At 45.3% G+C, this 24,107-nt stretch carries 23 protein-coding genes; 12 read left to right on the top strand and 11 right to left on the bottom strand.

What is annotated here, in order from left to right; translation table 11 throughout:
• Positions 1-88: 88 nt before the first annotated feature.
• The 6 genes from DW938_RS15255 to fabD all read right to left on the bottom strand — a co-directional run bounded on the left by DW938_RS15255 (position 89) and on the right by fabD (position 3,771).
• Positions 89-217 (bottom strand): hypothetical protein, encoded by a 129-nt coding sequence (locus DW938_RS15255; protein ID WP_278278277.1) that lies wholly within the window; start codon positions 215-217, stop codon positions 89-91.
• Between the two features lie 30 nt (positions 218-247).
• Complete coding sequence (locus tag DW938_RS05450) at positions 248-763, bottom strand: shikimate kinase (protein ID WP_117905015.1); 516 nt, start codon at positions 761-763, stop codon at positions 248-250.
• A 26-nt stretch (positions 764-789) separates the two neighbouring features.
• On the bottom strand, positions 790-1,638 hold the full coding sequence (locus tag DW938_RS05445) for a shikimate dehydrogenase (protein ID WP_118124131.1): 849 nt from the start codon (positions 1,636-1,638) through the stop codon (positions 790-792).
• A gap of 165 nt (positions 1,639-1,803) precedes the next feature.
• Positions 1,804-2,283, bottom strand: coding sequence for a dCMP deaminase family protein (locus DW938_RS05440; RefSeq protein WP_022288133.1), 480 nt, complete (start codon positions 2,281-2,283; stop codon positions 1,804-1,806).
• Positions 2,284-2,301: 18 nt separating this feature from the next.
• The gene (locus DW938_RS05435) at positions 2,302-2,829 is read right to left on the bottom strand and encodes a hypothetical protein (RefSeq protein ID WP_118124130.1); all 528 of its coding nucleotides are present in this window, start codon (positions 2,827-2,829) and stop codon (positions 2,302-2,304) included.
• Between the two features lie 18 nt (positions 2,830-2,847).
• On the bottom strand, positions 2,848-3,771 hold the full coding sequence (fabD, locus tag DW938_RS05430; protein WP_118124129.1) for an ACP S-malonyltransferase: 924 nt from the start codon (positions 3,769-3,771) through the stop codon (positions 2,848-2,850).
• Between the two features lie 413 nt (positions 3,772-4,184).
• On the opposite strand from fabD, the gene DW938_RS05425 reads away from it, so the two are divergent.
• From DW938_RS05425 to DW938_RS05370, 12 genes are all read left to right on the top strand, one after another.
• Positions 4,185-5,192: a beta-ketoacyl-ACP synthase III gene (locus tag DW938_RS05425; RefSeq protein WP_242992397.1), complete on the top strand. Its 1,008-nt coding sequence runs from the start codon at positions 4,185-4,187 to the stop codon at positions 5,190-5,192.
• Positions 5,193-5,282: 90 nt separating this feature from the next.
• Positions 5,283-6,221 (top strand): enoyl-[acyl-carrier-protein] reductase FabK, encoded by a 939-nt coding sequence (fabK, locus tag DW938_RS05420; protein WP_118124128.1) that lies wholly within the window; start codon positions 5,283-5,285, stop codon positions 6,219-6,221.
• 18 nt (positions 6,222-6,239) lie between these two features.
• Entirely contained in the window at positions 6,240-6,974 is a 735-nt protein-coding gene (gene fabG / locus DW938_RS05415; RefSeq protein ID WP_038672431.1) for a 3-oxoacyl-[acyl-carrier-protein] reductase, read from the top strand.
• Positions 6,975-7,065: 91 nt separating this feature from the next.
• The gene (gene fabF, locus DW938_RS05410) at positions 7,066-8,298 is read left to right on the top strand and encodes a beta-ketoacyl-ACP synthase II (RefSeq protein WP_117891419.1); all 1,233 of its coding nucleotides are present in this window, start codon (positions 7,066-7,068) and stop codon (positions 8,296-8,298) included.
• A gap of 15 nt (positions 8,299-8,313) precedes the next feature.
• Positions 8,314-8,790: an acetyl-CoA carboxylase biotin carboxyl carrier protein gene (gene accB / locus DW938_RS05405; RefSeq protein WP_038672426.1), complete on the top strand. Its 477-nt coding sequence runs from the start codon at positions 8,314-8,316 to the stop codon at positions 8,788-8,790.
• Positions 8,791-8,810: 20 nt separating this feature from the next.
• On the top strand, positions 8,811-9,242 hold the full coding sequence (gene fabZ / locus DW938_RS05400; RefSeq protein ID WP_022288125.1) for a 3-hydroxyacyl-ACP dehydratase FabZ: 432 nt from the start codon (positions 8,811-8,813) through the stop codon (positions 9,240-9,242).
• A gap of 38 nt (positions 9,243-9,280) precedes the next feature.
• The gene (locus DW938_RS05395; RefSeq protein WP_038672424.1) at positions 9,281-10,651 is read left to right on the top strand and encodes an acetyl-CoA carboxylase biotin carboxylase subunit; all 1,371 of its coding nucleotides are present in this window, start codon (positions 9,281-9,283) and stop codon (positions 10,649-10,651) included.
• On the top strand, positions 10,651-11,529 hold the full coding sequence (accD, locus tag DW938_RS05390) for an acetyl-CoA carboxylase, carboxyltransferase subunit beta (protein WP_118124127.1): 879 nt from the start codon (positions 10,651-10,653) through the stop codon (positions 11,527-11,529). Before DW938_RS05395 ends, accD begins: the two co-directional genes overlap by 1 nt.
• Positions 11,522-12,337 carry an acetyl-CoA carboxylase carboxyltransferase subunit alpha gene (locus tag DW938_RS05385; protein ID WP_022288122.1) on the top strand — a complete coding sequence of 272 codons (816 nt, stop codon included), beginning with the start codon at positions 11,522-11,524 and terminating at the stop codon, positions 12,335-12,337. The genes accD and DW938_RS05385 overlap by 8 nt, the downstream gene beginning before the upstream one ends.
• 110 nt (positions 12,338-12,447) lie before the next feature.
• Positions 12,448-12,681: an acyl carrier protein gene (acpP, locus tag DW938_RS05380; protein WP_038672418.1), complete on the top strand. Its 234-nt coding sequence runs from the start codon at positions 12,448-12,450 to the stop codon at positions 12,679-12,681.
• 175 nt (positions 12,682-12,856) lie between these two features.
• Positions 12,857-13,261, top strand: coding sequence for an NUDIX domain-containing protein (locus DW938_RS05375; protein WP_046439839.1), 405 nt, complete (start codon positions 12,857-12,859; stop codon positions 13,259-13,261).
• Positions 13,262-13,486: 225 nt separating this feature from the next.
• Positions 13,487-14,032: a hypothetical protein gene (locus tag DW938_RS05370; RefSeq protein WP_118124126.1), complete on the top strand. Its 546-nt coding sequence runs from the start codon at positions 13,487-13,489 to the stop codon at positions 14,030-14,032.
• A gap of 92 nt (positions 14,033-14,124) precedes the next feature.
• Here the strand turns inward: DW938_RS05370 and DW938_RS05365 are convergent, their stop codons facing one another.
• The 5 genes from DW938_RS05365 to DW938_RS05345 form a co-directional block, all read right to left on the bottom strand.
• On the bottom strand, positions 14,125-15,618 hold the full coding sequence (locus DW938_RS05365; RefSeq protein WP_118124167.1) for a sodium/solute symporter: 1,494 nt from the start codon (positions 15,616-15,618) through the stop codon (positions 14,125-14,127).
• Positions 15,619-15,859: 241 nt separating this feature from the next.
• A complete protein-coding gene (locus tag DW938_RS05360) occupies positions 15,860-15,964 on the bottom strand; it encodes a DUF3789 domain-containing protein (RefSeq protein ID WP_118124125.1) in 105 nt (34 codons plus the stop codon).
• Positions 15,965-16,022: 58 nt separating this feature from the next.
• Complete coding sequence (locus DW938_RS05355) at positions 16,023-16,622, bottom strand: hypothetical protein (RefSeq protein ID WP_022288117.1); 600 nt, start codon at positions 16,620-16,622, stop codon at positions 16,023-16,025.
• 82 nt (positions 16,623-16,704) lie between these two features.
• Positions 16,705-17,853: an SLC13 family permease gene (locus tag DW938_RS05350; RefSeq protein WP_118124124.1), complete on the bottom strand. Its 1,149-nt coding sequence runs from the start codon at positions 17,851-17,853 to the stop codon at positions 16,705-16,707.
• A gap of 369 nt (positions 17,854-18,222) precedes the next feature.
• Positions 18,223-23,991 carry a DUF3320 domain-containing protein gene (locus DW938_RS05345; protein WP_118124123.1) on the bottom strand — a complete coding sequence of 1,923 codons (5,769 nt, stop codon included), beginning with the start codon at positions 23,989-23,991 and terminating at the stop codon, positions 18,223-18,225.
• Positions 23,992-24,107 lie beyond the last annotated feature (116 nt).

Raw genomic sequence — 24,107 nt, 5'->3', positions numbered from 1 at the left:
CTTGCAGACTTTTCGTATTATTCGTTATAAATAGCTATTTTTGATTATCCAAGATACAAATAATTTGGTACTGTTTGCACAAGCCGTACTATTTATTATGACAAAGCTTTTCCGTTTTTGACATCATCACAAGCAGACGTATGAAGAAAAATGCAAGATAAACGGGCATAGGCTTAAGGCTCGCATGGTTTGCGATAAGTCCGAAAACAGGGGGCATGAAGGTCGCCCCCTGCAGGGAAGAGCTAAATCAGCCCTGCCCAAAATCAAATCTCTTGTAAAGCTTCTGTATCTTAGAAGCGATGACGATAGGCGGATAACCACCGCTTATGACATAGTGCGAGTGAGCAAGATATAAAGGTCTGCGGTAGTCAAACCGCTCTGAAAGCTGTTCTCTGGTGGAGTTGTAAGCAATAGGTCTGTTAGGGTCGTTTTTTATGCGTCCGTAGCAGGTGTTGAAATATGTGTCGATAAAGACCACCATGCCCGATCTTTTAGCCACCTTGCCGTTCTCCTCCGAAAGCAATGCTCCGCCGCCTGTTGCAACAACGCCGCCAATGTCAGCAAATGCTGCAAGAGCCTCGGTTTCAAGCTTCCTGAAATGCTCCTCACCGTATTTGTCGAATATTTCAGGTATGCTCATTCCTGCCGTATCTTCGATATACTTGTCAAGGTCAACGCACTGACAGCCCATTTTTTTCGCCAAGATCTTTCCCACAGTAGATTTTCCGCAGCCCATAAAGCCGCACAAAAAAATTGGTCTCATATTTACTATCCTTATTATAATGTATTTTACTTAAAATCCTTCTCCACAGCGATCTCCATTTCGTCTATGATAGACTGAACTTCCTCGTCTGTGTATTCGTCACCGTCCCATATCTCGTGAGCGGAAACCGCCTGCCAAACCAGCATTGCCATGCCTCCGACAGCGTTCTTGCCCATAGCCTTGGCTTTCTGCATGAGCAAAGTCTCACGAGGATTGTATATAACGTCAAATATCGCACCGCTCGCATTTATAACTTCATCAGGAACAGGGCAGGCGTTTGTCTTAGGATACATTCCCACAGGGCAAGCGTTCATAAGCAGCTCGTAGTGAACGTCGGTCGGTATCTCAGTGTTTAGAACAATAGTTATCCTGGCGTCAGACTTCATAGCCTTTATCTCTTTCTCTACCTGCTTAGCCAAAGGCATATCGTTCTCCAGTACCGCAATGTAAAGGTCAGCCCCGGCAAGAGCCGCCTCAATTGCCATCATTCTGCCTACTCCGCCGCAGCCTATAAGCAGTATCTTTCCTGTGAAGTCGATATTCATTGCACGAACAGTTCTGAGAAAGCCGTCGCAGTCAGTGTTGTAACCAACGTGCCTGCCGTTTTTGTTGTCAACGCAGTTCACAGAGTGATAACGCTTTGCCGACTGGTCAAGCTCATCAGTGTATTCGATAATGCCTATCTTGTGTGGAATAGTGATGTTGTAGCCGTTAAGAGAATTAAGATACTCCGCCTTGTCTTTAAGTTCCTCAGGCTTTACCTCCAGTATCTCGTACTCAAACTCACGTCCTTTCAGCTCAAAAAGCCTGGCGTGAATAGGGGGCGACATAGTATGTTTAAGCGTTTCTCCAAGTATAGCGTATTTTCTTGACATTTTACATTCCTTCTTTATAAAAATTTCCGCATATCAATAATGTATATCCGTAGGGGCAACTTGCAATTTATTGCACAAACCTTAATAACCGCACAATGTACAGTAGGGGCGAACAGTGTTCGCCCGCATTGTCGCCTGAAACTGTTTCGGCAGGATAATTGCCTTTTACAGCCTTATAGTTATCTCACGGTTAGTAGGTATATACCTGCGTATCTTTACCCCTGTCAGCTCAAACATTTTCTTAGAAGCCTTAACTCCGTCAGTGTCGGCGTATTTGTCCTCCCAGTAAACGACTTCCTTTATGCCGCTTTGAATGATAGCCTTTGCACATTCGTTGCATGGAAAAAGTGAAACATATATCTTGGCATTCTGTAAGCTTCCTGCCGCATGGTTGAGAATGGCGTTAAGCTCGGCATGACACACAAATGGATATTTCGTGTCAAGAAACTCACCGTTCCTGTCCCACGGCATCTCATCATCAGAACACCCGGTAGGCATACCGTTGTAGCCTACTGACAATATCTTGTTATCCTGAGAAACTATGCACGCTCCTACCTGCGTGTGAGAATCCTTGCTCCTCTGTGCAGATAGCAGTGAAATGCCCATAAAATATTCGTCCCATGATATGTAGTCATTGCGTTTCATTTTATACACCGCCTTTTATCAGGTATCTTCATCATCAATGTCTGATATGCTCAGCATTGTCACCTTGCCGTCATCATCAAAAAAGAAAGTCGCCAAAAAGCCCCTTTTCTTGTATTTCCATGCGTCTGCGTCGGGACTGTCAGGCTTGCCGAAAACTTTTTTGACTTCCGCCTTGTCATCGCCGCATTTTACCCCTGCAATGCTCATTCCCTTTTTGTCGGAACTGCTTTGTGCCGCACTTATCTGACGTATCTTCGACTTCCTGCCGATATCGTCAACACTGTCTGCTTCTACCTTCGCAGTGCCTATTATACTGCCGTCCTGCATAAGTGCCACCGAGAATATCCCCTTGCCGTTTGAGTTTCCCGAAAAAGGATAATCCAGCGTGTATTCATATTCCTCGCCAATATCGTCCAGAGTACACGGTATCTGTATATCCTTGCCGTTTATCTTTATCTCCCACGCACATTTTCCACAGGCACTCAGACAAACAAGCATTGCCACCGCCAATGCCAACAGCAAAGCCCTTTTCATAGCCTTTTTCATTTTTCTCCCCTCGATATTTTAACTCAGAGAAGCAAGAGCCTTTTCCATTGTGGCATTGTTCTCAATGTTCACAGCGTTCTTGCCCTTGAGAGTTTTCTTTACAAGACCCGTAAGCACCTTGTTAGGACCAAGCTCGATAAAGTTCTCATAGCCTGCCTTTTCCATTTCTGCAAGCTCAGAAGTGAACTTAACGGGTGAAACGATGTGCTTGGCAAGCATATCAGGCATAGCAGAAAAATCTTCAAGCTTTGTTCCAAGAACGTTTGAGTAGAAATCAACGTTTGCAGTCTTGAACTCAACTGTCTTTGCAGTTTCAATAAATTCATCAGCCGCACTCTGCATGAGCTTTGAGTGGAAAGCAGACGCAACGTTGAGCTTTATAGCCTTTTTCTTCATCTCCGCAAACTTTGCCGCAGTCGCCTCGCAAGCCGCAGTATCACCAGCGATAACTGTCTGAACGGCTGAGTTGTAGTTTACAGGAACAACATAGCCCTCTGTTTCCTCGCATATCTTCTCGACCTCTTCAGCAGGCAGACCGATTATAGCATACATTGAGCCACTGTTAGCCTCTGCGGCTTTCTGCATTGCAGCCGCTCTCGCCTTGATGAGCTTGAAGCCGTCCTCAATAGTTACAACACCTGCTGCTACCATTGCAGCATATTCGCCCAGTGAGTGACCTGCTACGCCGTCAAATGTGATGCCCTCAGCCTTTGCGGCTTCAAAAGCGGCAAGCGAGCAAGCCATTATAGCAGGCTGTGAGTTCACTGTCTTGTTAAGCTCAGTGTCAGGGCCGTCAAATGTTACCGCTCTCAGGTCATATCCCAGCACCTTTTCCGCTGTGTCGAAAACCGCATTTGCAGCATCATACTTTTCGCAAAGTTCCTTAGCCATTCCTACATACTGTGAGCCTTGACCGGAAAATAAGAAAATGTTTTTTGACATAAAATTTTACTCCTTTGTGGTTAAATTTATACATAGCCGCCTGATAAAATCAAAGCCGCCTTATCTCATATCTGTAAATTTCTGAAAGTTATCTACGCCGAATTATTGTTTTATGATTTAATTTTTGCAAGATATTTTCAAAAATAGACACATAATATTAACTAACGCCCTAAAACTTGTGAAAAATTCTCTAAATGTTTAAATTCATCAAGAGTTGTTCATAATTTGTTATTGACGTATCTAAAAAAACAGTTTATAATTATAATGTTATGATATGTGTTATATAGTTAAAAAATTAACTAATTATATTTTGATATAATATATTTTGACTTGCTCCATATGAACAAGAACATTATAGCACAAATTGCGGAAATATACAATATATAATATAGAATTTTCAGGAGGAAAAATCAGTGGGAAGTAAAGTAACAGGCGTAAAGATCAAGGGCATAGGCAAATATGTGCCTGAAATGGTCGCAACAAACGAGGATTTCACAAAGATCGTTGAAACAAGCGACGAGTGGATAACTCAGAGAACAGGCATCAAGCAAAGACACATCACAAATGGCGAGCCTACATACTATCTTGGAGCAATGGCGGCAAAGGCTGCAATGGCTGACGCAGGAGTAAAGGCAGAGGATATCGACCTTATTATTGCCACAACAGTAACAGGGGATTATTTCACTCCGTCACTTTCCTGCCTTATCCAGAGAGAGATAGGCGCGATAGGCTGTATCGCATTTGACCTTAACGCTGCTTGTGCAGGCTTTGTTTACGGCTTTGATACCGCAAAGAGATATCTCCAGACAGGCGACGGAATAAAGACCGTCCTTTTGGTAGCCTCTGAGGAGCTTTCAAAATTCGTTGACTATACCGACCGTTCTTCCTGCGTGCTTTTCGGTGACGGCGCAGCCGCTTTCGTCCTTGAAACAGCAGAGGATACTACATATTCAAGTTTCCTTGGCGCAGACGGCAACGGTGCAAAGTATCTTGCTTCCCGTGCTTTGAAGTCTGAGAACGCTTTCAGAACCAATACCGAGGAATTTGATATGGATATGCCTGAAACAAAGGATTATTTCTTCAAGCAGGACGGCAAAGAGGTCTATAAGTTTGCCACAAAGGCACTTCCAAATGCAGTTGAGCAGGCTTGTGCAAAGATCGAAATTTCCCCTGATGAACTTGATTGGATAGTGCCGCATCAGGCAAATATAAGAATAATCGAAACTGCCGCAAAGCATCTTGGCGTTTCAATGGACAAGTTCCCGGTATATATCGACCGCTATGGAAACACATCTTCCGCATCTATCCCTATCGCATTTTGCGACGCAGTTGCAGAAGGCAGGATAAAAAGAGGCGACAAGGTTTGTCTTGTAGGCTTCGGCGGCGGACTTACTTATGGTGCGGCTGTTTTCGAGTATTGATGATAAATATACAGTTTATATTCGGTACATAATAAATTGTTATTATGTATTATGGCATAAAATTTGCTTTTGACAATAAGGAGAACTACTATGACTACTACAAAGACAAGAATAACTGAACTTTTGGGTATAAAATACCCTATCTTTCAGGGCGGTATGGCTTGGATAGCTGAGCATACTCTCGCTTCCGCAGTTTCAAACGCAGGCGGACTTGGCATAATCGCAGGCGGCTCTGCACCTATCGACTACCTGAGAGATCAGATAAGACAGACAAAGGCGGCTGTAAACGGCAAGCCTTTCGGTGTTAATATCATGCTCATGAGCCCTAATGCCGACGATCTCGCTCAGCTCGTTATAGACGAGGGCGTACCTGTCGTAACAACAGGTGCAGGCAACCCAGGCAAGTATATGGCTGCATGGAAAGAAGCAGGCATAAAGGTGATACCTGTCGTTCCGTCAGTTGCTCTTGCAAAGAGAATGGAAAGAGCAGGCGCTGACGCTGTTATTGCAGAGGGAACAGAGTCAGGCGGACATATCGGTGAAAACACAACCATGTGTCTTGTACCACAGGTAGTTGACGCAGTTGAGATACCTGTTATCGCCGCAGGCGGAATAGCAGACGGCAGAGGAATAGCCGCTTCATTCATGCTTGGCGCAGAGGGCGTACAGCTCGGCACACGTTTCCTTGCCGCAGAGGAGTGTCAGATAAACCCTGTTTATAAGGAGCTTGTTGTAAAGGCTAAGGATACAGACAGTATCGTAACAGGCAGACATACAGGTCACCCATGCAGAAACGTTAAGACAAAGTTCTCAAAGAAGCTTGCAAGCGGCGAAGCAAATGGCACTATCACACCTGAGGAGTTTGAGGAGATAACCCTCGGTTCACTGAGAAAAGCCGTTCAGGACGGAAACCTTGAAGAGGGTTCTTTCCTCTGCGGAGCTATCGCAGGCATGGTAAAGAAGGTCGAGCCTGCAAAGGATATGATAGAGGAAATGTTCACAGAAGCAGAAAAGCTTCTCGGCAAGTAAAAGACGGAGGAAGATAAAATGGCAACAGCATTGATAACAGGTTCTGCAAGAGGAATAGGTGCAGCAATAGCACTCAGACTTGCAAAGGACGGCTATAATATTGCTCTCAACGATATCTCAGAGGCAATGTTTGAAGATAACGATATAATGGATAAGATAAAGGCAGAGGGCGTAGAGTGTGAAAAGTTCATCTGCGACGTTTCAAGCTATGCACAGGTAGAGGAAACAGTCAAGGCAGTAAAGGCTCGTTTCGGCACTATCGACGTTCTCGTAAACAACGCAGGAATCACTCGTGACGGTCTTATGGCTCGTATGAGCGAGGAGCAGTACGATATGGTAGTTGCTGTAAACCAGAAGAGCGTGTTCAATATGTCAAAATTTGTGGGCAGCGTTATGATGCGACAGAAATCAGGCAAGATAATAAATCTTGCGTCAGTTGCAGGACTTTACGGCAACCCCGGACAGATAAACTATTCCGCAACAAAGGCGGCTATCGTCGGCATGACAAAGACAGTTGCAAAGGAGCTTGGTTCAAGAGGTATCACCTGCAACGCTGTAGCCCCCGGATTTATCAAGACCCCTATGACAGACAAGCTCACAGACGCTCAGAAGCAGGCTATGATAAATCAGATAGCAATGAAGCGTTACGGCGAAGTTGACGAGATAGCAGGCGTTGTATCCTTCCTTGCCTCCAAGGACGCAAGCTACGTTACAGGACAGGTAATAGAAATAAGCGGCGGACTGATGATGTAGCCACTCACCGTGACGGGCATTTTACGTCATGTAGATTTGTTTTACGGAATGTAGATTTGATATGTTTTAAATGATACTAAGGAGTGTTTAAATGAGAAGAGTTGTTATCACAGGTATGGGTACAGTAAACCCTCTTGGCAAGAACGTAGAGGAATTTTGGGCTAATATCAAGGCTAACAAGAACGGCCTGTCTTATGTTGACCAGTTTGATACCGAAAATTTTCCTGTAAAGATAGTCGGCGCTGTCAAGGATTTTGACTGCACTGAGTATATAGATAAAAAAGAAGCAAAGAGAATGGATAGATTTACTCAGTTCGCTGTTTGCTCTGCAAAGCAGGCTCTTAAAATGGCCGGCTCTGATTTCAAGGACGTTGATCCATTTAAGGCTGGCGTTATAATCGGTGTTGGTATCGGCGGTCTTAACATGACCGAAAAGGAAGTAACAAAGTTCAACGAAAAGCCTGATAAGGTATCGGTTTTCTTTATCCCTATGATGATAGGCAATATGGCGGCTGGTACTGTTGCAATGCATACAGGCTTTAAGGGCGATAATTTCTGTACCACCACAGCTTGCGCTTCAGGTACTCACGCTATCGGCGAAGCTTTCAGAAAAATAAAGGACGGCTATCTTGACGTTTGCCTTTGCGGTGGCTCAGAGGCTTGTATCTCTCATTTCGCACTCAGCGGCTTCAACAATATGAAGGCTCTCTCAAAGGCAACAGAGCTTGACAAGGCTTCAACTCCATTCGACCTGAACAGACAGGGCTTTGTTCTTGGCGAGGGTGCAGGCATACTTTGCCTTGAGGAGTATGAGCACGCTAAAGCAAGAGGTGCAAATATCATAGCTGAAATAGCAGGCTATGGCGCAACAGGCGACGCTTATCACATGACAAGCCCATCACCAACAGGTGAGGCTGCCGCCCATGCAATGAAGTATGCCTATGAAGAAGCAGGTCTGAAGCCTGAGCAGGTGAACTACATCAACGCTCACGGCACATCAACAGGTCTTAACGATAAGTATGAAACAACAGCTATCAAGCTTGCTCTTGGCGAAGAAGCCGCAAGAAAGACGGTCATAAACTCCACAAAGTCTATGACAGGTCACCTTCTTGGTGCGGCAGGTGGCATGGAAGCTATCGTTACTGCACTTTCTGTACAGAACGACTTTGTTCATAAGACAATAAACTACACCACTCCTGACCCTGAGTGCGACCTTGACTACTGCGTTGAGGGCAACAGAGAAATGCCTGTCTATGCAGCACTTTCAAACTCTCTGGGCTTTGGCGGACATAACGCTACTATCTGTATCAAGAAGTGCGACTGATAAGGAGAAACTGATATGAGCGAAAAAATTTATGGTCAGTTTGACCTTGAAACAATAGAGAAGCTTGCCGATATCGTGAAGAATAAAGACCTCGGTGAGATAACAATAGCTGACGGCGACAAGGTGATAACAGTGAAGGGCAAGAAATGCCCTCCTCCTGCACCAATGGGAATGCCTATGCCAATGGCTGTAGGCACAGCTTTACCTGCTGCCCAGACAGCACCGGAAGCGTCGGCAACATCAGCACCAGTAACAGGCGGCAAGGCAGTTAAAGCCCCTATCGTGGGAACATTCTATGCCGCTCCGTCACCTGATTCAAAGCCGTTCGTAAGCGTTGGCGACAAGATAAAGAAGGGCGACACTATCTTCATTATCGAGTCCATGAAGGTAATGAGCGAAGTACAGAGCGAATTTGACGGCGTGGTAAGAGAGATATGCGTAAACAGCGGCGACGCTGTTGAGTTCGATCAGACCATAATGATACTTGACTAAACTGATTTGGAGGAAAGACAATGGCAGTTGTTTTGAATAAAGAGCAGATCATGGAAATAATCCCTCACCGTGACCCTTTTCTGCTTATCGACGAGGTAAACGAGCTTGAAGTGGGCAAGCGTGTAAAGGCTACAAAGTATATAAAGGCTGAGGACTTTTGGTTCAAGGGACATTTCCCGAACTATCCTGTTACCCCGGGTGTACTTATGGTAGAGATGTGTGCGCAGGCAGGTGCAGTTGCACTGCTTTCACTTCCTGAGAACAAGGGCAAGATAGGTCTGTTCGGCGGCATAAACAACTGTAAGTTCCGTCAGCAGGTAGTGCCTGGTGATAAGCTGGATATCGAGGTGGAGATAATCAAAGTCAAGGGTCCTATCGGCGTTGGAAAGGCACTTGCTTCTGTAAACGGCAAGAAGGCTGTTTCCGCTGAGATAACTTTTGCGATAAAGTAAGGTATCTCTTATTCTAGTCATAATTAGTGAGGCATAATATGTTCAAAAAAGTATTGATAGCGAACAGAGGCGAGATCGCTGTCCGCATTATAAGAGCCTGCCGAGAGCTTGGCATACATACTGTTGCGGTATATTCCACCGCCGACAGAAATGCTCTCCACGCTCAGATAGCAGACGAAGCCGTTTGCATAGGTCCTGCACCAAGCAAGGACAGTTATCTTAATGTCAGGGCGATAATCTCCGCCTGCGAGATAACAGGTGCAGACGCTATCCACCCGGGCTTTGGCTTTTTGTCTGAAAATCCGTCCTTTGCGAGAATGTGCGAAAAGTGCGGCATAACTTTCATAGGACCAAGAGCCGAGTCTATTGAAATGCTTGGCGATAAAGCGCAGGCAAAGGAAACAATGAAAGAAGCAGGCGTGCCTGTTATAATGGGTTCAGACGGCGCTATCTCAAATATCCATGCGGCGCATACCCTTGCAAGAGATCTTGGCTACCCTGTTATGGTAAAGGCTTCAGCAGGCGGCGGAGGACGTGGCATAAGGATCGTTCACTCCGACGACGAGCTTGAAGCGCAGATGACTGCCGCAAAGCAGGAAGCTCTTGCTTGCTTCGGCAATGACGAGATCTATATCGAGAAATTCATAGAAGACCCTAAGCATATCGAGATACAGATACTTGCGGATAATTACGGCGACGTTATCTATCTGGGCGAGCGTGACTGCTCCATGCAGAGAAGAAATCAGAAGGTCCTCGAGGAAGCCCCTTCCCCTGCAAGCTTTATGAATGAGGAGCTTCGTGCGAAAATGGGCAAAGCCGCTTGTACAGCCGCTAAGGTCTGCGGCTATAGGAATGCAGGTACTATTGAGTTCCTTGTGGATAAAAACGGCGAGTTCTATTTCATGGAAATGAACACCCGTATACAGGTGGAACACCCTATCACAGAAGCTGTTACAGGCGTTGACCTTGTAAAGCAACAGCTTCTTATCGCATCAGGACAGAGATTGTCTATAAAGCAGGAGGATATAAAGCTGACAGGTCATGCAATAGAGTGCCGTATAAATGCGGAAAATCCGCTTCTTGATTTCAGACCGTCACCTGGCAGGATAAAGTCGCTCTTTATCCCAGGAGGCCCTGGAATAAGAGTAGATACTGCAGTTTATCAGGGCTATGAGATACCGCCTTATTACGATTCCATGATAGGCAAGCTCATCGTTCACGGTAAGAACAGAGAAGAAGCTATTGCGAAAATGACATGGGCGCTGTCTGAGTTTATCGTAGACGGCGTTGCAACCAATGTTGATTTCCAGCTCAAGCTTATAAGACGCCCTGAGTTTTTAGAGGGCAATTACGATAACGGTTTTCTTAACCGTACCGACATTTTGGCAGATGAGAGGAGTAAGGAATAATGCTTGAAGATCTGTTTTCTGTCGTTAAAGTAAGATTTAACGGCGATAAGGCGGACGATGACAAGAAAAAGACCGATATCCCAAAGGGTCTGCTTTTCAAGTGTCCAAGATGCAGAAACGTCACTTTTATGGAGGAGTTTCAGGCAAACGGCAAGGTTTGTCCTCACTGTAACTATCATTCAAGACTTACCGCAAAAGAACGTCTTGATATAACCATAGATAAGGGTAGCTTTGAGGAATTTGATAAGGATATGGTATCAAAAAATCCTATAGATTTCCCTGACTATGAAGCAAAACAGCAGGCTTTGAGGGAAAAGACAGGACTTAAAGACGCTGTCCTCACAGGAAAGGCTGCTATAAGAGGAGAGAAGATAGTAATAATCGTTATGGACTCCAACTATATGATGGCTTCAATGGGCAGCGTTGTGGGCGAAAAGATAACACGAGCTATCGAATATGCCACCGCAAATAAGCTCCCTGTTATCGCATTCACGGCCTCAGGCGGAGCAAGAATGCAGGAGGGTATAGTTTCCCTTATGCAAATGGCGAAAACAAGCGGTGCTGTGGCTAGACATAACCAAGCAGGTCTGCTTTATATCGCAGTTATGACCGACCCTACCACGGGCGGTGTAACAGCTTCCTTTGCGTCACTGGGCGACATCATAATCGCAGAGCCAAAGGTGCTTATCGGATTTGCAGGCAGACGTGTTATAGAGGGTACTATCAAGCAGAAGCTTCCTGACGATTTCCAGTCTGCCGAGTTCATGCTTGAAAACGGCTTTGTTGATATGATAGTTGAGCGAAAGAAAATGAGAAGAGTTCTCGCTCATATACTCAGACTTCATAAGCCAGCAAAGGAGGTGTCCTCAAATGAGTGAGCTGACAGCTTGTCAAAGACTTGATATAATCAGACACAAGGGCAGACCGACTGCCAAGGACTATATCCCTCTTATATTCGACGATTTCTTTGAAATGCACGGAGACAGACTTTTTGGTGATGACGGTGCTGTTATGGGCGGCATAGCCTATTTTAAGGGCATACCTGTTACAGTTATCGCAGAGGTAAAGGGCAGAGATCTTGCAGAAAATCAGAAGTGCAATTTCGGTATGCCCCACCCTGAGGGCTATAGAAAGGCTCTCAGGCTTGCAAGGCAGGCTGAGAAGTTCCATAGACCTGTTATATGCCTTGTTGATACAGCAGGCGCATTCTGCGGCGTAGAAGCTGAGAAGCGTGGTCAGGGCGAAGCGATAGCCAAAAACATCATGGAGTTCATGACCCTCAAGACTCCTGTTATCTCCATAATACTCGGAGAAGGCGGCTCGGGAGGAGCGCTGGCTCTTGCAGTGTGCGATGAGCTTGCAATGCTTGAAAACGCTATCTATTCGGTAATATCACCGAGAGGCTTTGCAAGTATCCTGTGGAAGGATTCCACAAGAGAGCGTGAAGCCTGCGATATAATGAAGATAACCGCCGAGGATCTTACAAGACTTGGCGTGTGCGACCATATAATTTCCGAAGCCGACGGCGGCGCACATAACGACCCACAGCTCACTGCGGAGAATATCTCTGACTATATCGAGGGCGCTTTGAAAAGAAAATTGCAAAAAGGTCTTGACGAATTGCTTGAGGGGCGGTATAATAAGTTTAGAACTGTGGGCGAGTTTGAGGAAAGTTCGCAGGAATGAGTTTTTTTGATGATCATGCCGAATGATTTGCCGACTTATGAGCGGCGGCGGCTGACATAAATGCTGCGCTGAGCGGCAGACCCAGTAAAGTACAGAATGGAGGTAAAGTAATGGTATTTGATAAGATCAAGGACATTATCGTAGAGCAGCTCGACGTTGAAGAGGACGCAGTAACTATGGAGGCTTCTATCACAGAGGATCTCGGCGCTGACTCACTGGACGTAGTTGACCTTGTAATGAGCATCGAGGAGAGCTTTGATGTAGAGATCCCTGATGAAGAGGTCGAGAACATCAAGACTGTTGGCGATATCGTTAAGTATATCGAGAACAAGGTCGAGGAATAATCTTTGACTGTTTCAAAAAGCTGTGCTTTTGCACGGCTTTTTTTATTTTACCTGATTTGTGGAATATGCACAAAATGGGAGTATATTTATTAAAGGGTATAGACAAATGAGGGCTGTTGTGATATAATTAAATCAATGAGTAAATATTGGGGCTAAGCTCCGGAAAGGAAAAATGATGCTGCATGAAAAATCCTGCGGTGCTATCGTTTACAGAAAGTATCACGGCAACACCGAGATACTGCTGATAAAGCATATCAACAGCGGTCATTGGTCATTCCCAAAGGGTCACGTTGAGGGCGATGAAACAGAGGAAGAAACTGCCAAGCGTGAGATCATGGAGGAAACGGGGATAGACGTAAATCTTGATACCACGTTTCGGGAGATAGTGTCCTATTCACCAAGGAAGGACACGCAGAAGATCGTTGTCTACTTTATCGGCAAGGCAAAGAACACCGACTACACTCCTCAGGAAGAGGAGATCGCAGACATACGCTGGGTCGAGATCGGCAGGGCAGGACAGGTCCTGTCTTACGAAAACGACCGCAGTATTGTAAACAAGGCGAAGAAATTTATAATCTGAAAAGAGTTCCATAAAATGCGTTCAGGTGTTGAACGGTGTTTTATGGAACTTTTTGTTTGTCTATTTGATGTTTTGCACATTTTGGCAGTGGAAAGATTGGATAAAATGTGCATATAAATGAGCAGACAAATGATGTATAATATAGTAAAGAAATGTTTATTTAAACTTTGTAGAGCAGACGATAGGAAATTTATAAAGCATAGATTTTTGTAGGGAGGAGATAATATGAAAGCAAAAAACATTAAGAAGATGATCGCATTGACAATGGCTTTGCTCAGCGTGGGGCTTTATGGCTGTTCAAATGCGGCTGACAGCGCTGTGGAGGATAAAACCACAACGACCACCACGACCACCACGACCACAACGACCACGGCTGCGGTAAGCATTGATAGTGCAGAGGACAAGACTGTTGAAAGAGACACAACAGTTTCGGCAAACCTTTTGGGTGACGGCGTTCACACCGAGCTTGACGCTTGGGATATCGAGGACGAGGAGCTTAAACAGAAGATATTTGACTGGTATGACGATTTCAAGGCTGGCAAGTTTGAGGAGGTTTCGAAGGCTGAGGTCGATGCTGGCGACCGCAGAGCAGGTCCAACTCCGCTGAACATTTACTTCTTTGATGAGGATAATCAGCCTGTAAAGGTGATAGAGTCGCTGAATAGTGAGGCGGATTTCATCATTGACGGCAAGTATTACAAGTTCAACGATAGTTCAGACAATATTATTAAAGACGTTTATGCCAACAGAAAGGGCAGTACGGAAGAATAAAAATAAGACCGTAGAGGATTTTCTGCGGTCTTTATTTGTGTGTAGGGGCGACCTGCGGTCGCCCGAAGATTTGCGGACTTTATTTTAGATTATTACAGCTCGCTGTCATTATAGCACTCAAACACCTTTTCAGCATGAGCCTTGTCAGCGTCGCTCTGCCTTGTGATAAGGCTAACGATAGGTACAAGAACAAGTCCGAAAAGCATTGCAAATGCGCCTGCGTTGATAGGCGAGGCAAGGTTTATGCCCCAAAGTGTGCCTGTGTGTCCTGCAAGGGTGTAGTATGCCATGTGTACCACCGTTATGCCTACTCCTGCGATAAAGCTTGCCATGCAGGATGCCTTTGTTACGCCCTTCCAGAAAAGTCCGTACATAAACGGCGCAAGAAATGCTCCTGCAAGTGCGCCCCATGAGATAGACATGAGAGTTGAAATTACTGTCTGTGGATTTTCAAGGGTGATTATTGCAAGCACAACTGAGATGATAAGAAATACGGCAATGAAAATTCTCATTGTGATAAGCTGTTTTTTCTCGTCCATTTTTTCTTTCATTATCGGCTTGATAAGGTCGATAGTCAAAGTGGAGCTTGATGTAAGCACCAGCGATGAAAGTGTTGACATTGAAGCCGAAAGCACAAGAACGATAACAAGTCCGAAAAGCAGTGAAGGAAGCTTTTCCATCATAGTCGGAACTATTCCGTCAAAACCGCCCTCCGGAAGTCCGTCAACGCTCTTGACAAAAAGTCTGCCGAAGCCACCAAGGAAGTAACAGCCGCCTGCTACCACTACTGCAAAGAATGTGGATACGATGGTGCCTGTTTTGATAGCCTTGTCGTCTTTTATTGCATAGAATTTCTGCACCATTTGCGGAAGTCCCCATGTGCCGAGAGAGGTAAGAATAACAACGCCTGCAAGATTTATAGGGTCAGGTCCGAAAAGGGAAGCGTATGTGCCTTTGTCGCTATTTGCGTCAGGAATATCACCAAGCAGGTCAAGAGAATTTTCAAGACCGCCGTTTTCGCCAAGCACTGCAAGCACTACCGCCGCAATGCCCACCAGCATTACTATTCCCTGAATAAAATCGTTCAGTGCTGTAGCCTTGTAGCCACCCATGATAACATACACCGCAGTGAAAACTGCCATACCGATTATACAATATTTGTAAGGAATACCAAAACCCTTCTCAAAAAGTCTTGACAAGCCGTTGTAGACCGAAGCCGTATAAGGGATAAGGAATACAAACACGATAAGTGCCGAAACTATCTTCAAAGGCTTGCTGTTGTATCTCTTTTCAAAATACTCAGGCATGGTCTTTGCCTCAAGGTGCTTTGACATTATCCTTGTACGTCTGCCCAAAACTTTCCATGCAAGCCATGAGCCTATGACGGCGTTTCCAATTCCTACCCATGTGGAAGCTACACCGTAATTCCAGCCGAATTTTCCTGCGTAGCCTACAAAAATTACTGCCGAGAAGTATGAAGTTCCATATGCAAAGGCTGTGAACCATGCTCCAAGACCTCTTCCTCCCAGTACAAAATCATTGACGCTTGCCGATTTTCTGCGGTAATAAACACCTATGCCTATCATAAGTGCAAGGTATAATACCAATACTATCCACCTTGCTGTCAATCCAATACACTCCTTTTACTTCATGTGTCGCTTTAAAGCTTTTATGCTTTTGCGTTTTTACTTGCTAAAGTACAATGATACTATTATAGTACAAAGCGGAGTATTTGTCAATACGGACAGGCATAAAAAAAGCCACCGCAAAGGGAAATTTTGCGGCAGCTTTTTTGGTGAAAATCACGAAGTTTACCTGTGTAAAACATCATCGTTCATCGTGACGGTCGCTTTCGCCTGCGGTGATACAAAGGCACATTGTCACAACGCCCACAAAACCGCCTATCAGCGTTCCTGCAAAAAATTCAAGCATAAAAACACCTCCTGCGGATAGTGTGGGCATTTCTTGACAGCGTTATTCAGCGGTATGGTCACATGAGGGCGTAGTTTCCGTTTATATCCTTGACATGGCGAAGCTCAACATAAGCCGAGCGGTAAAAACCGAAGGTTCGGGATAGGTCAAGAAAGCGGTAAAAATCATTGTATGGTCGGTCGGAAAGATAGAAAACAATGATGTGCTTTTTGTGTTCCCCCTGACGAACGCTTGTTATCTTCATTGGATAGCCGAACTTGTCAGCCAATTTTTGAAGCTCTTCCGCCATGCGCACGAACTTTTCTTCCTCGGATTTTATTTTGGCTTTTTGTGCGGAAGAAAGATTTTTGTAGCGTTTATAACCTTTTTCAGCCGCCCAAAAGGGGCAGTCCTCAAATTTCTGAAAGAAAACGCACTGCTTTTCACCGCATTTGTGGTTTCTGTAAATGCTTTTTGTAACATAGCCTTTGTGCAGGTCGCAGTGACAGAAGCCTATAAGCTTGCGCCTTTGAACATAAACATAATCTCCCGAAACAAGCTTTGCGCCTTTAAGCTCATCGTCTTCACGTTGCGAAACGGCTTTTTCCTTTTTAGGAATGTAATTCATGTTGAAACTATTGATATACTTGTCCCAGTAGTTGTCATCACTTTGCTGCATAATGCTTGCACCTTTCACCTTTTTAAAGTATTATACCATACTAAAACAAATTTGTGGTAACATTTTTTGGACAGATGAAGGATTATACTGCGATCATTATGATAAGAGCCATTACAGCGAGAAAAGCGATATTTGCGGCTGTGAAATATGCGAAATATCTGCCTTTGATATGGGGGTGGCTGCGGCATATCTGCTTGTAGGATATAAGGCTAGCCATGGAGGCGATAAGAGTGCCAAGGCCGCCTATGTTCGTTCCTATTATAAGTGCGTTCAGCTTGTTGGTGAAGCCTGAAAGGAGTATAGCGCATGGAACATTGCTTATTATCTGACTTGCGGCAACGGCAATAAAAAGCTCGTGACCGTTTATTATGCTGCTGAGGACACTGCGGAAAATCTCTACTCTGCCCATATTTCCGATAAAGATGAAAAATCCGCAGAATGTAAGAAGCAGTGAGTAATCAACTGTTTTAAGCACGTTTCTGTCAGCAATGGCAGAGAAAGCAAGTGCGCAGAGGGTTGTTATCTGCCATGGGATAAGCCTTGCAACTGTAAGCAGGCAAAGGACAAAAAGCAGGACGTATCCTGAAAGCTTTGTCTTGTCTTTAGTCGAATATGTATCGAAGTTTTCAGCAGTTATATCTGTCTTGACAGACAGCTTTCCTGACTTTTTACACACTGCAAGCGTCCACAGAAAAAGCATCGCTCCTGCCACAATAGTAAAGGGAAGCATAATTACAAGAAAATCTTCCAGCTTCATATCTGATACACCAAAAAGGTATAGATTCTGAGGATTGCCTATAGGCGTGAGCATACTGCCAAGATTTGCGGCAATGGTCTGCAGAACGACAATGGGTATGAGAAGCTTGTTGCCTGCTTCACCGAGAGTTGATAGGGCGGTGAGAGTGAGGGGAACAAAGGTCAGAAGTGAAACGTCATTTGTTATGAACATACTTGAAAAGAAGCAAAGCCCCACAAGCACTATGGAAAGCTGAAATGCGGTATTGACTTTGCTTATGATAAATTTTGCACTGCGTTCAAAAATGCCAAGACCTTTGCAGCCCTCGGTCACTGTCATAAGAGAGAACAGAAGTCCAAGCGTTCGGAAGTCGATATAACTTGCATATGCTTTGTCAGGTGTGACGAAAAATGCAGATATAACGGCTAAGAGCATTGCCACTATCAGGACGGTTTCTTTTTTAGCGAAAGTGATCGCTTTGTTTATGTTTTTCATTTTATCATTTCCTGTCGTTTATTCATATGATAAAATTATATCATGAAAATGATATTATTACAAGATTTTGAGCTGCTTTAAGAAAAAAACTTGACAAGTTTAAATAACCATGTTATGAAAGAGAAAAAGAAAAGTTCCTTTGCAGTTCTTGAAATGGTGTTTTATATCACTGCGCTAATGTGTTCTCACAAGGCAGCGTTCAGGGTGCAGGCTAACATGAGATTGAGCCTGAGGCACTGAAAAAGACTAACGGTATCTACAAGCACATGGTTGAGATGCAGCTTTGCTCGGAGAAATGGAAATACTGATATGAATAGAAACCACCGCTGGGAGGAAAACTCTCGGCGGTGGTTTTGGTTTGTTTGCGTATTATTTTGCGGAGATGTTTCCGCTTTCTGATTTTTTGATAAGACCTGCGGTGAGAGCTTTTTTAAGGGTGTAGCTTATTACGCTCTCTGTTATGCCCACGGCTCTTGTATAGCCGAATTTCTTGGCTGTTTCTCTTACGAGGTCGGCTTCTGAAAGGCTTATCTGCTGGCAAAGCACTTCTTTCACGGCGTTTATTATCTCCTCGGAGGGGATATCCTCCATGCTTCGCTTGTTGGTATCGTCGCTTGTGCGATAGATAGAATAGCTTTCAGGGGATTGACCCTCTTTCCAAAGGAAAACTCTGTTTTCATCGGCTGTGGCGAATGGTGAAACGCCTTGTGCGGCATCGGCAAAGACGCTTTCCACTCTTGAGCCGCTTCGTGTTATGCCCCATGCGGTGAAAACTTTTCTCATGAAAAGCTTCTCGCTTATTGGTGCTTCGACAGCGATTATCTTTTCGGCTGTTTCCCTTATTTTCTGCTTGTTTTCGGGCTTATAAAAGTCATCAGATGTACCCATTATGCCAATATCTGCGGTCACATAGGGCTGTGCAAAGGCTGATGTGAGGGCGGAAGCTTCTTCTCTTTCAAACTGCGCTGTGGCATAGACGGCAGGCTTTGAGGGGGGAGCGGTTTCGGCTTCATGCTTTGGTGCGCTGTCTATGGCGGCTTTTATGTTTCCGAGAACTCGGTCCTTATCGTCAAACCAATCGAGCGTCCACACTCTCAGGATATTCCAGCCAAGACCGTTAAGCACGCTTGGCTGTAGGATAAATCTATCCTGTGCGGTTGAGCTGTGGAGAGTGTTTTCACCATCAAGGAGTATGCCCAAGAGATACTCCTTTTCGTTGTCAGGGTCGATTATGCCGATATCAACTTTGAACTCGGAGCTTCCGATGTTGCATTTCACCCCATAGCCAAGCTCTTTTATGGCTTTTGCGATACACTCTGTTACAGTGCTGTCGCTTGTGCTTTTTGTGGTGCTGTGGGATGTTACGGCAAGCTTTCCACGCTCGGCAAACTCCAGAAAGCCTTTAAGTCCTGCAACGCCCTCGGAACGTGTTCTTGAAAGGTCTATCTGCTCAGGACGGAGGACAGAGTAGACTATCATGGCTTTTCTTGCACGGGATATTGCTACATTAAGTCTTCGCCAGCCGCCGTCACGGTTGAGAGGGCCGAAGTTCATTGAAACTTGTCCCTTTTCGTCAGGACCATAGCCGACGGAGAAGAGTATAACGTCACGTTCGTCACCTTGGACGTTCTCAAGGTTTTTAATGAAGACCGGCTCCGGTGACTTTCTGTCAAGCTCTTCAAGCTCAGGGTGGTTTGCCCACTCTTCGCAGAGCATATCGTCAATGAGATTTTGCTGAACGGAGCTGAATGTTACAACACCTATGCTGTCATTGCGGAGCTTTTCATCGCTCATTCGTCTTATTATCTCGTCAACAACGGCTCTTGCTTCCGCCTTGTTCTGCTTTGTTCTGCCCTTGTCATAGTGACCCTCGGGGTGGATAATGCTCACCTTTGAAATGAGGTCGTTATGGGACGGGAATGTGAGAAGCTTATTGTCATAGTATTTCATGTTGCTGTAGGCTATAAGGCTCTCGTGGCGTGAACGATAATGCCATTTGAGATACTGCTGCGGCATGGAGATAGCAAGGCAATCGTCAAGGAGGCTTTCAAGGTCTTCTTTTTCGCTGTTTTCTTCGTCTACCCTGTTTGAAGAGAAGAAGTTTGTTGGTGGGAGCTGTTTAGGGTCGCCCACAATAACAACGTTCTCGCCCCTTGCGATAGTGCCTGCGGCTTCGGCTGTTGGCAGCTGGGAAGCTTCGTCAAAGATAACAAGGTCGAATTTCGGGAATGACGGGTCTATATACTGTGCAACTGATATGGGGCTCATGAGCATACAAGGGCAGAGCTTGCGGAGAAGATTTGGTATCTTATCGAAAAGGCTTCTAAGTGACATCATTCTGCCGTTGCTCTTTATGGCACGTTTGAGTATGCCCATTTCAGAGGTGGAAGCACAGGCTGAGCCTTGGGCAGGTATTTTTGCGGAAAGACGAGCCAAAAGCTCCTGTATAGTCAGGCGTGAGAATTTATCGAGAGTGTCTTTGAACTGTGTGATAAGGTCGTTTGCACTGTTACTGCTGAACTGGCTAAGACGTTTATCGCTGTTTATTATCATAAGTGCAAGCTGATAGTTTAGCGTGCAGGAGTATGCTTTTTCTACGTTTTCGCTGTCAACATTGCCTGTGCGGTAGCTATCGCTGACACCTGAAAGTCCGTTGTCGGAAAGCTCTTTGTCAACGCTGTTGAACTGGGCGGCGTATCTAAGCTTATCGGCGCTTTCGGCATAGGTATTAAGCTTTTCTGCAGATAAGCCAAGCCAATCTGCACTTGCTTCTATGGCGGTCATGTTGGCTGAGAAGCTGTCCTCAAAGGCTGAAAGCTTTTCAAGGAACGAGGAGAGAGCTTGTCCTTCAGAAGTGCAGTTTGCTTTTCCGATAGTCTGAGCCATTTGTGCAGGGTCAGCACCCGCTTTCTGCTTAATGGCATTCATAATGCTGTCGGTTTTTGAAACGGCTTTTTCAAGGGCATTCCAATCGGTCTGCTCGTTCATGTAAATACCTGTGAGAAGCGCTGTTACATCTGACGGCAGGCTTCGCAGAAAGTCTTTCTTTTCGCTTATGGTGCAAAGCTTATCGAGAATTTCACCAAGGTTTGCTTTTGTAACGGAAGCAGGGTCTTTGGCATGGAGCTTTATTCCCTTTGTGAGCTTTCCAAGCTTCATGGCTTTTGGCAAAAACCAGCTTTGCTCTGCCTGCTTATAGAGCATTTTCGATTCTGACGCAGGAAGGTCAAAAATGCTTTTTTCAAAATGGCTGAGGATATCGGTGCAGAGAGCGGTATACTCTTTTCCTATGGCAAGAGTATCTTTGATCTTTTGCAGGGTGATATCATAGTGAGGTGCGCAGAGAAGTCCGTCAAGAAGTTCACCGTCAGCGGTGGAAGCTTTGTATATGTGGGAAAGCATTTTTACTGCTGTCTTGTCAAGGTCGCCGCTGTAGCTATAAGCCTGTGCGAGAGTTTGAGCGCACTGAGAGGAAGCGGTGGCTTTTTGGGCAAGGTCGGCGGCTTCAGTGTGGAACTTGTCACGCTGTTCCATAGAATATGATGTAATGCCGATGTCTTTAAGTGGGAAGTTGGCAAAGTCGCCTGTTTCGGCTATGGCTATTGAATATCTATGCACAAGGTCGCTGAAACGGTCGAGAGTTTCCTTTGTTATGTTTGTGAAGATATCTTTTGAAACTGATATTTTGTCTTTTTCGGATATACTGCGCTCATAGGCTGATATAGCTTCATAAAGGGTCACACCACAGTTACGCTTTTCGTGAAGTGCGGTTATGGTATCGTTGAGCTGGGCTTTCTGAGCTTTGAGCCTTGCGGCTTCGGCTGAATACTCCTCGGGAGATTTTATTTTGCCCACTTCAAGGGCTTTGTCAAGCTCTGCAAGGACAGTGGTCTTGTTTGTTTTATTGGAGTGGAGTTCAAGGCAGAACGGATCAAGCCCTAGATTTGCAAGACGTTTCTGCACCACGTTGAGGGCTGCCATTTTTTCGGCAACGAACAGCACGCTTTTATCATTATAGAGGGCGTTTGCTATCATATTTGTGATAGTCTGAGATTTTCCTGTTCCCGGAGGGCCGTGAAGGACAAAGCTTTGTCCGCTTCCTGCTGCGGCAATGGCGGCAAGCTGTGAGGAGTCTGCACTCATTGGCACTGCCATGTTTTCAAGGTCAAGGTCGGAATCTATATTTTCAGGGGTTATGCTTATATCCTCGGGGGCATAGGTGAGAGAGCCAGCCATAAGGCTGGACACCACCTTGTTTTGGCTTATCTCCTCTGAGCGGTTGCGAAGGTCGTTCCACATTACGAACTGGCTGAACGAGAACAGACCGATAAAGGCATATTCCTCGATGTTCCAACGCTTTTTGCCCATAACCGCCTGACGGATAGTATTGAAAACAAGTGGCAGGTCTATGCCGTGTTCGTCAAGTGGGAGAGGGTCAAGACCTGTGATACTGATGCCGTGGTCTTGGCGGAGGTATTCAAGAAGCGTGACGTTTATCTGAGTTTCTTCCTGTCTGCTCCTTATTATATAGCCCTTATTGCGTGTGTTGCGGACAATATCTATAGGGATAAGCACCAAAGGGGCATAGCGTGGCTTTTCGGAAAGGTCGCTTTCATACCAGCGGAGAAGTCCCAGAGCGAGGAAAAGGGTGTTGCTGCCGTTTTCCTCCATGCTCACCTTTGCGGAGCGGTAGAGGCTTTTAAGGGCAGAGTCAAGGTCAGTTTCGCTGAGGAAAGTTCTTATGCGGTTGTTTTTGAACTCGTTCTCGGCGATATTTGTCACAAGGTCCTTTTCGTTCTCGATAGCGAATATTTTTGCGTCACGAGTGGAAACTGTCCACTCGGTAGGTATTTCCATGATACGGAAGTCACTTCCGCTTGCAAGCTCGTCCTCAAGCTTTCCAAGGTCTGCGGTCATAAGCTGCATGGTGTTCTTTGTGACACGGAAGTTCAAAAGAGAATTTCGCAGGCTGAAATCAAGGAGCTTTCTTTCCCATATGCGCATTTTTGTGACGGGCTTATCGTTGCCCTCTGCCACTTTGCCAAGAAGCGAGCTGTTAAGCTCGGAGGGGGCGAGCATTTCTTTTGGCTTGTCGGATCCTTCTGCAAGCTGCATACCTGAATAGGTTTGCTCGGGACGCAGTGGGATAGGTCTTATGCCACTTCCACGGGTACGGATAATGTCTATGACGCACTGAAATTCCATGTTGCTTATATGGTCTTTGCCGTGTTTCATGGCATGGTCGAAACGCTCGACATCGTGAACGTTGCTGTCAACAAAGTCTGTACACTCCACAAGGAGCATTTCTTCGGCATTTTCTGCAATGCGCTTTTCAATGGCGGAAACATCGTCGACGCAACAATCTGCGAAAGTTTCGTTTTCAAGCCAACAGCCGCAGAATGCGTGACCTGTCATGAAAAACAGCAGAGGGTGAAGTCCCACCGCTTCAAGGCAGGCGGCATAAAGCACCGCAAGGTCAAGACAAGTGCCCATTTTTTGCTCCAAGACCTTATGCGGCAGGCGTATCCTCTGACCTATGACCTCATAGCTTGCAGGGGGATCGTTGTAGACTATTTTCTGCTGAACAAGGGCGGCAAAAATTGCTGCCATTTGAAGCTTCACGTTGTTTGGGTTGTTGGTCTGATAGCCTGTGAAAGAGGGGTCGCCTTTCCACTTTTTCAGGAACGTGGAAGCGTCATGAATGACTGGGGAGAGCGCAGGGTGATTTGGCGTAACAAATGCGGCTATCATCTCAGGCATTATGTTCAAACCGCTCCACTGATCGCAGGCGAGAAGCTCTATAGTGTTCTGATAGGTGAAGATATTTTCACCATTTTGAAGCACCTCAATGGTGATATTGCCCACCATTTTTTCTGTAAGAGAGAAAAGAAGATCTGTGTTGGTAGATATTCTCACGGGGGATATCTCGGCAGAACTTTTTGCGGGGATAGAGCCGATATAATATGTAAATTCCTTTGCAAACTCAGGCTCAAAGGTTATTTTAAGTCCGATATTCTCAAGGGCTTCCTCTGAGTTGTTATTTACTACAAGACTTCTTATGACAGGGACATAGTTTTGCTGCATGGCAAAGTTTATAGATGCGTTTATGTGTCCGCCGACAGTGACGATATTATCCACTTTTAACCCCTCCGACAATAATTTTTTTAATAAGGAACACCGAACAAGAAGCGTGTGGTGCAGTCATATGTACTCATTATAGCACAAATAAACACATTGTGCAATATTTTTCCTGA

Source organism: Ruminococcus sp. AM43-6 (assembly GCF_003461785.1).
Classification (GTDB): Bacteria; Bacillota; Clostridia; order Oscillospirales; family Ruminococcaceae; genus Hominimerdicola; species Hominimerdicola aceti.
The sequence above is the reverse complement of the archived record's forward strand: the minus strand, read 5'-3'. Positions and strand labels throughout refer to the sequence as shown.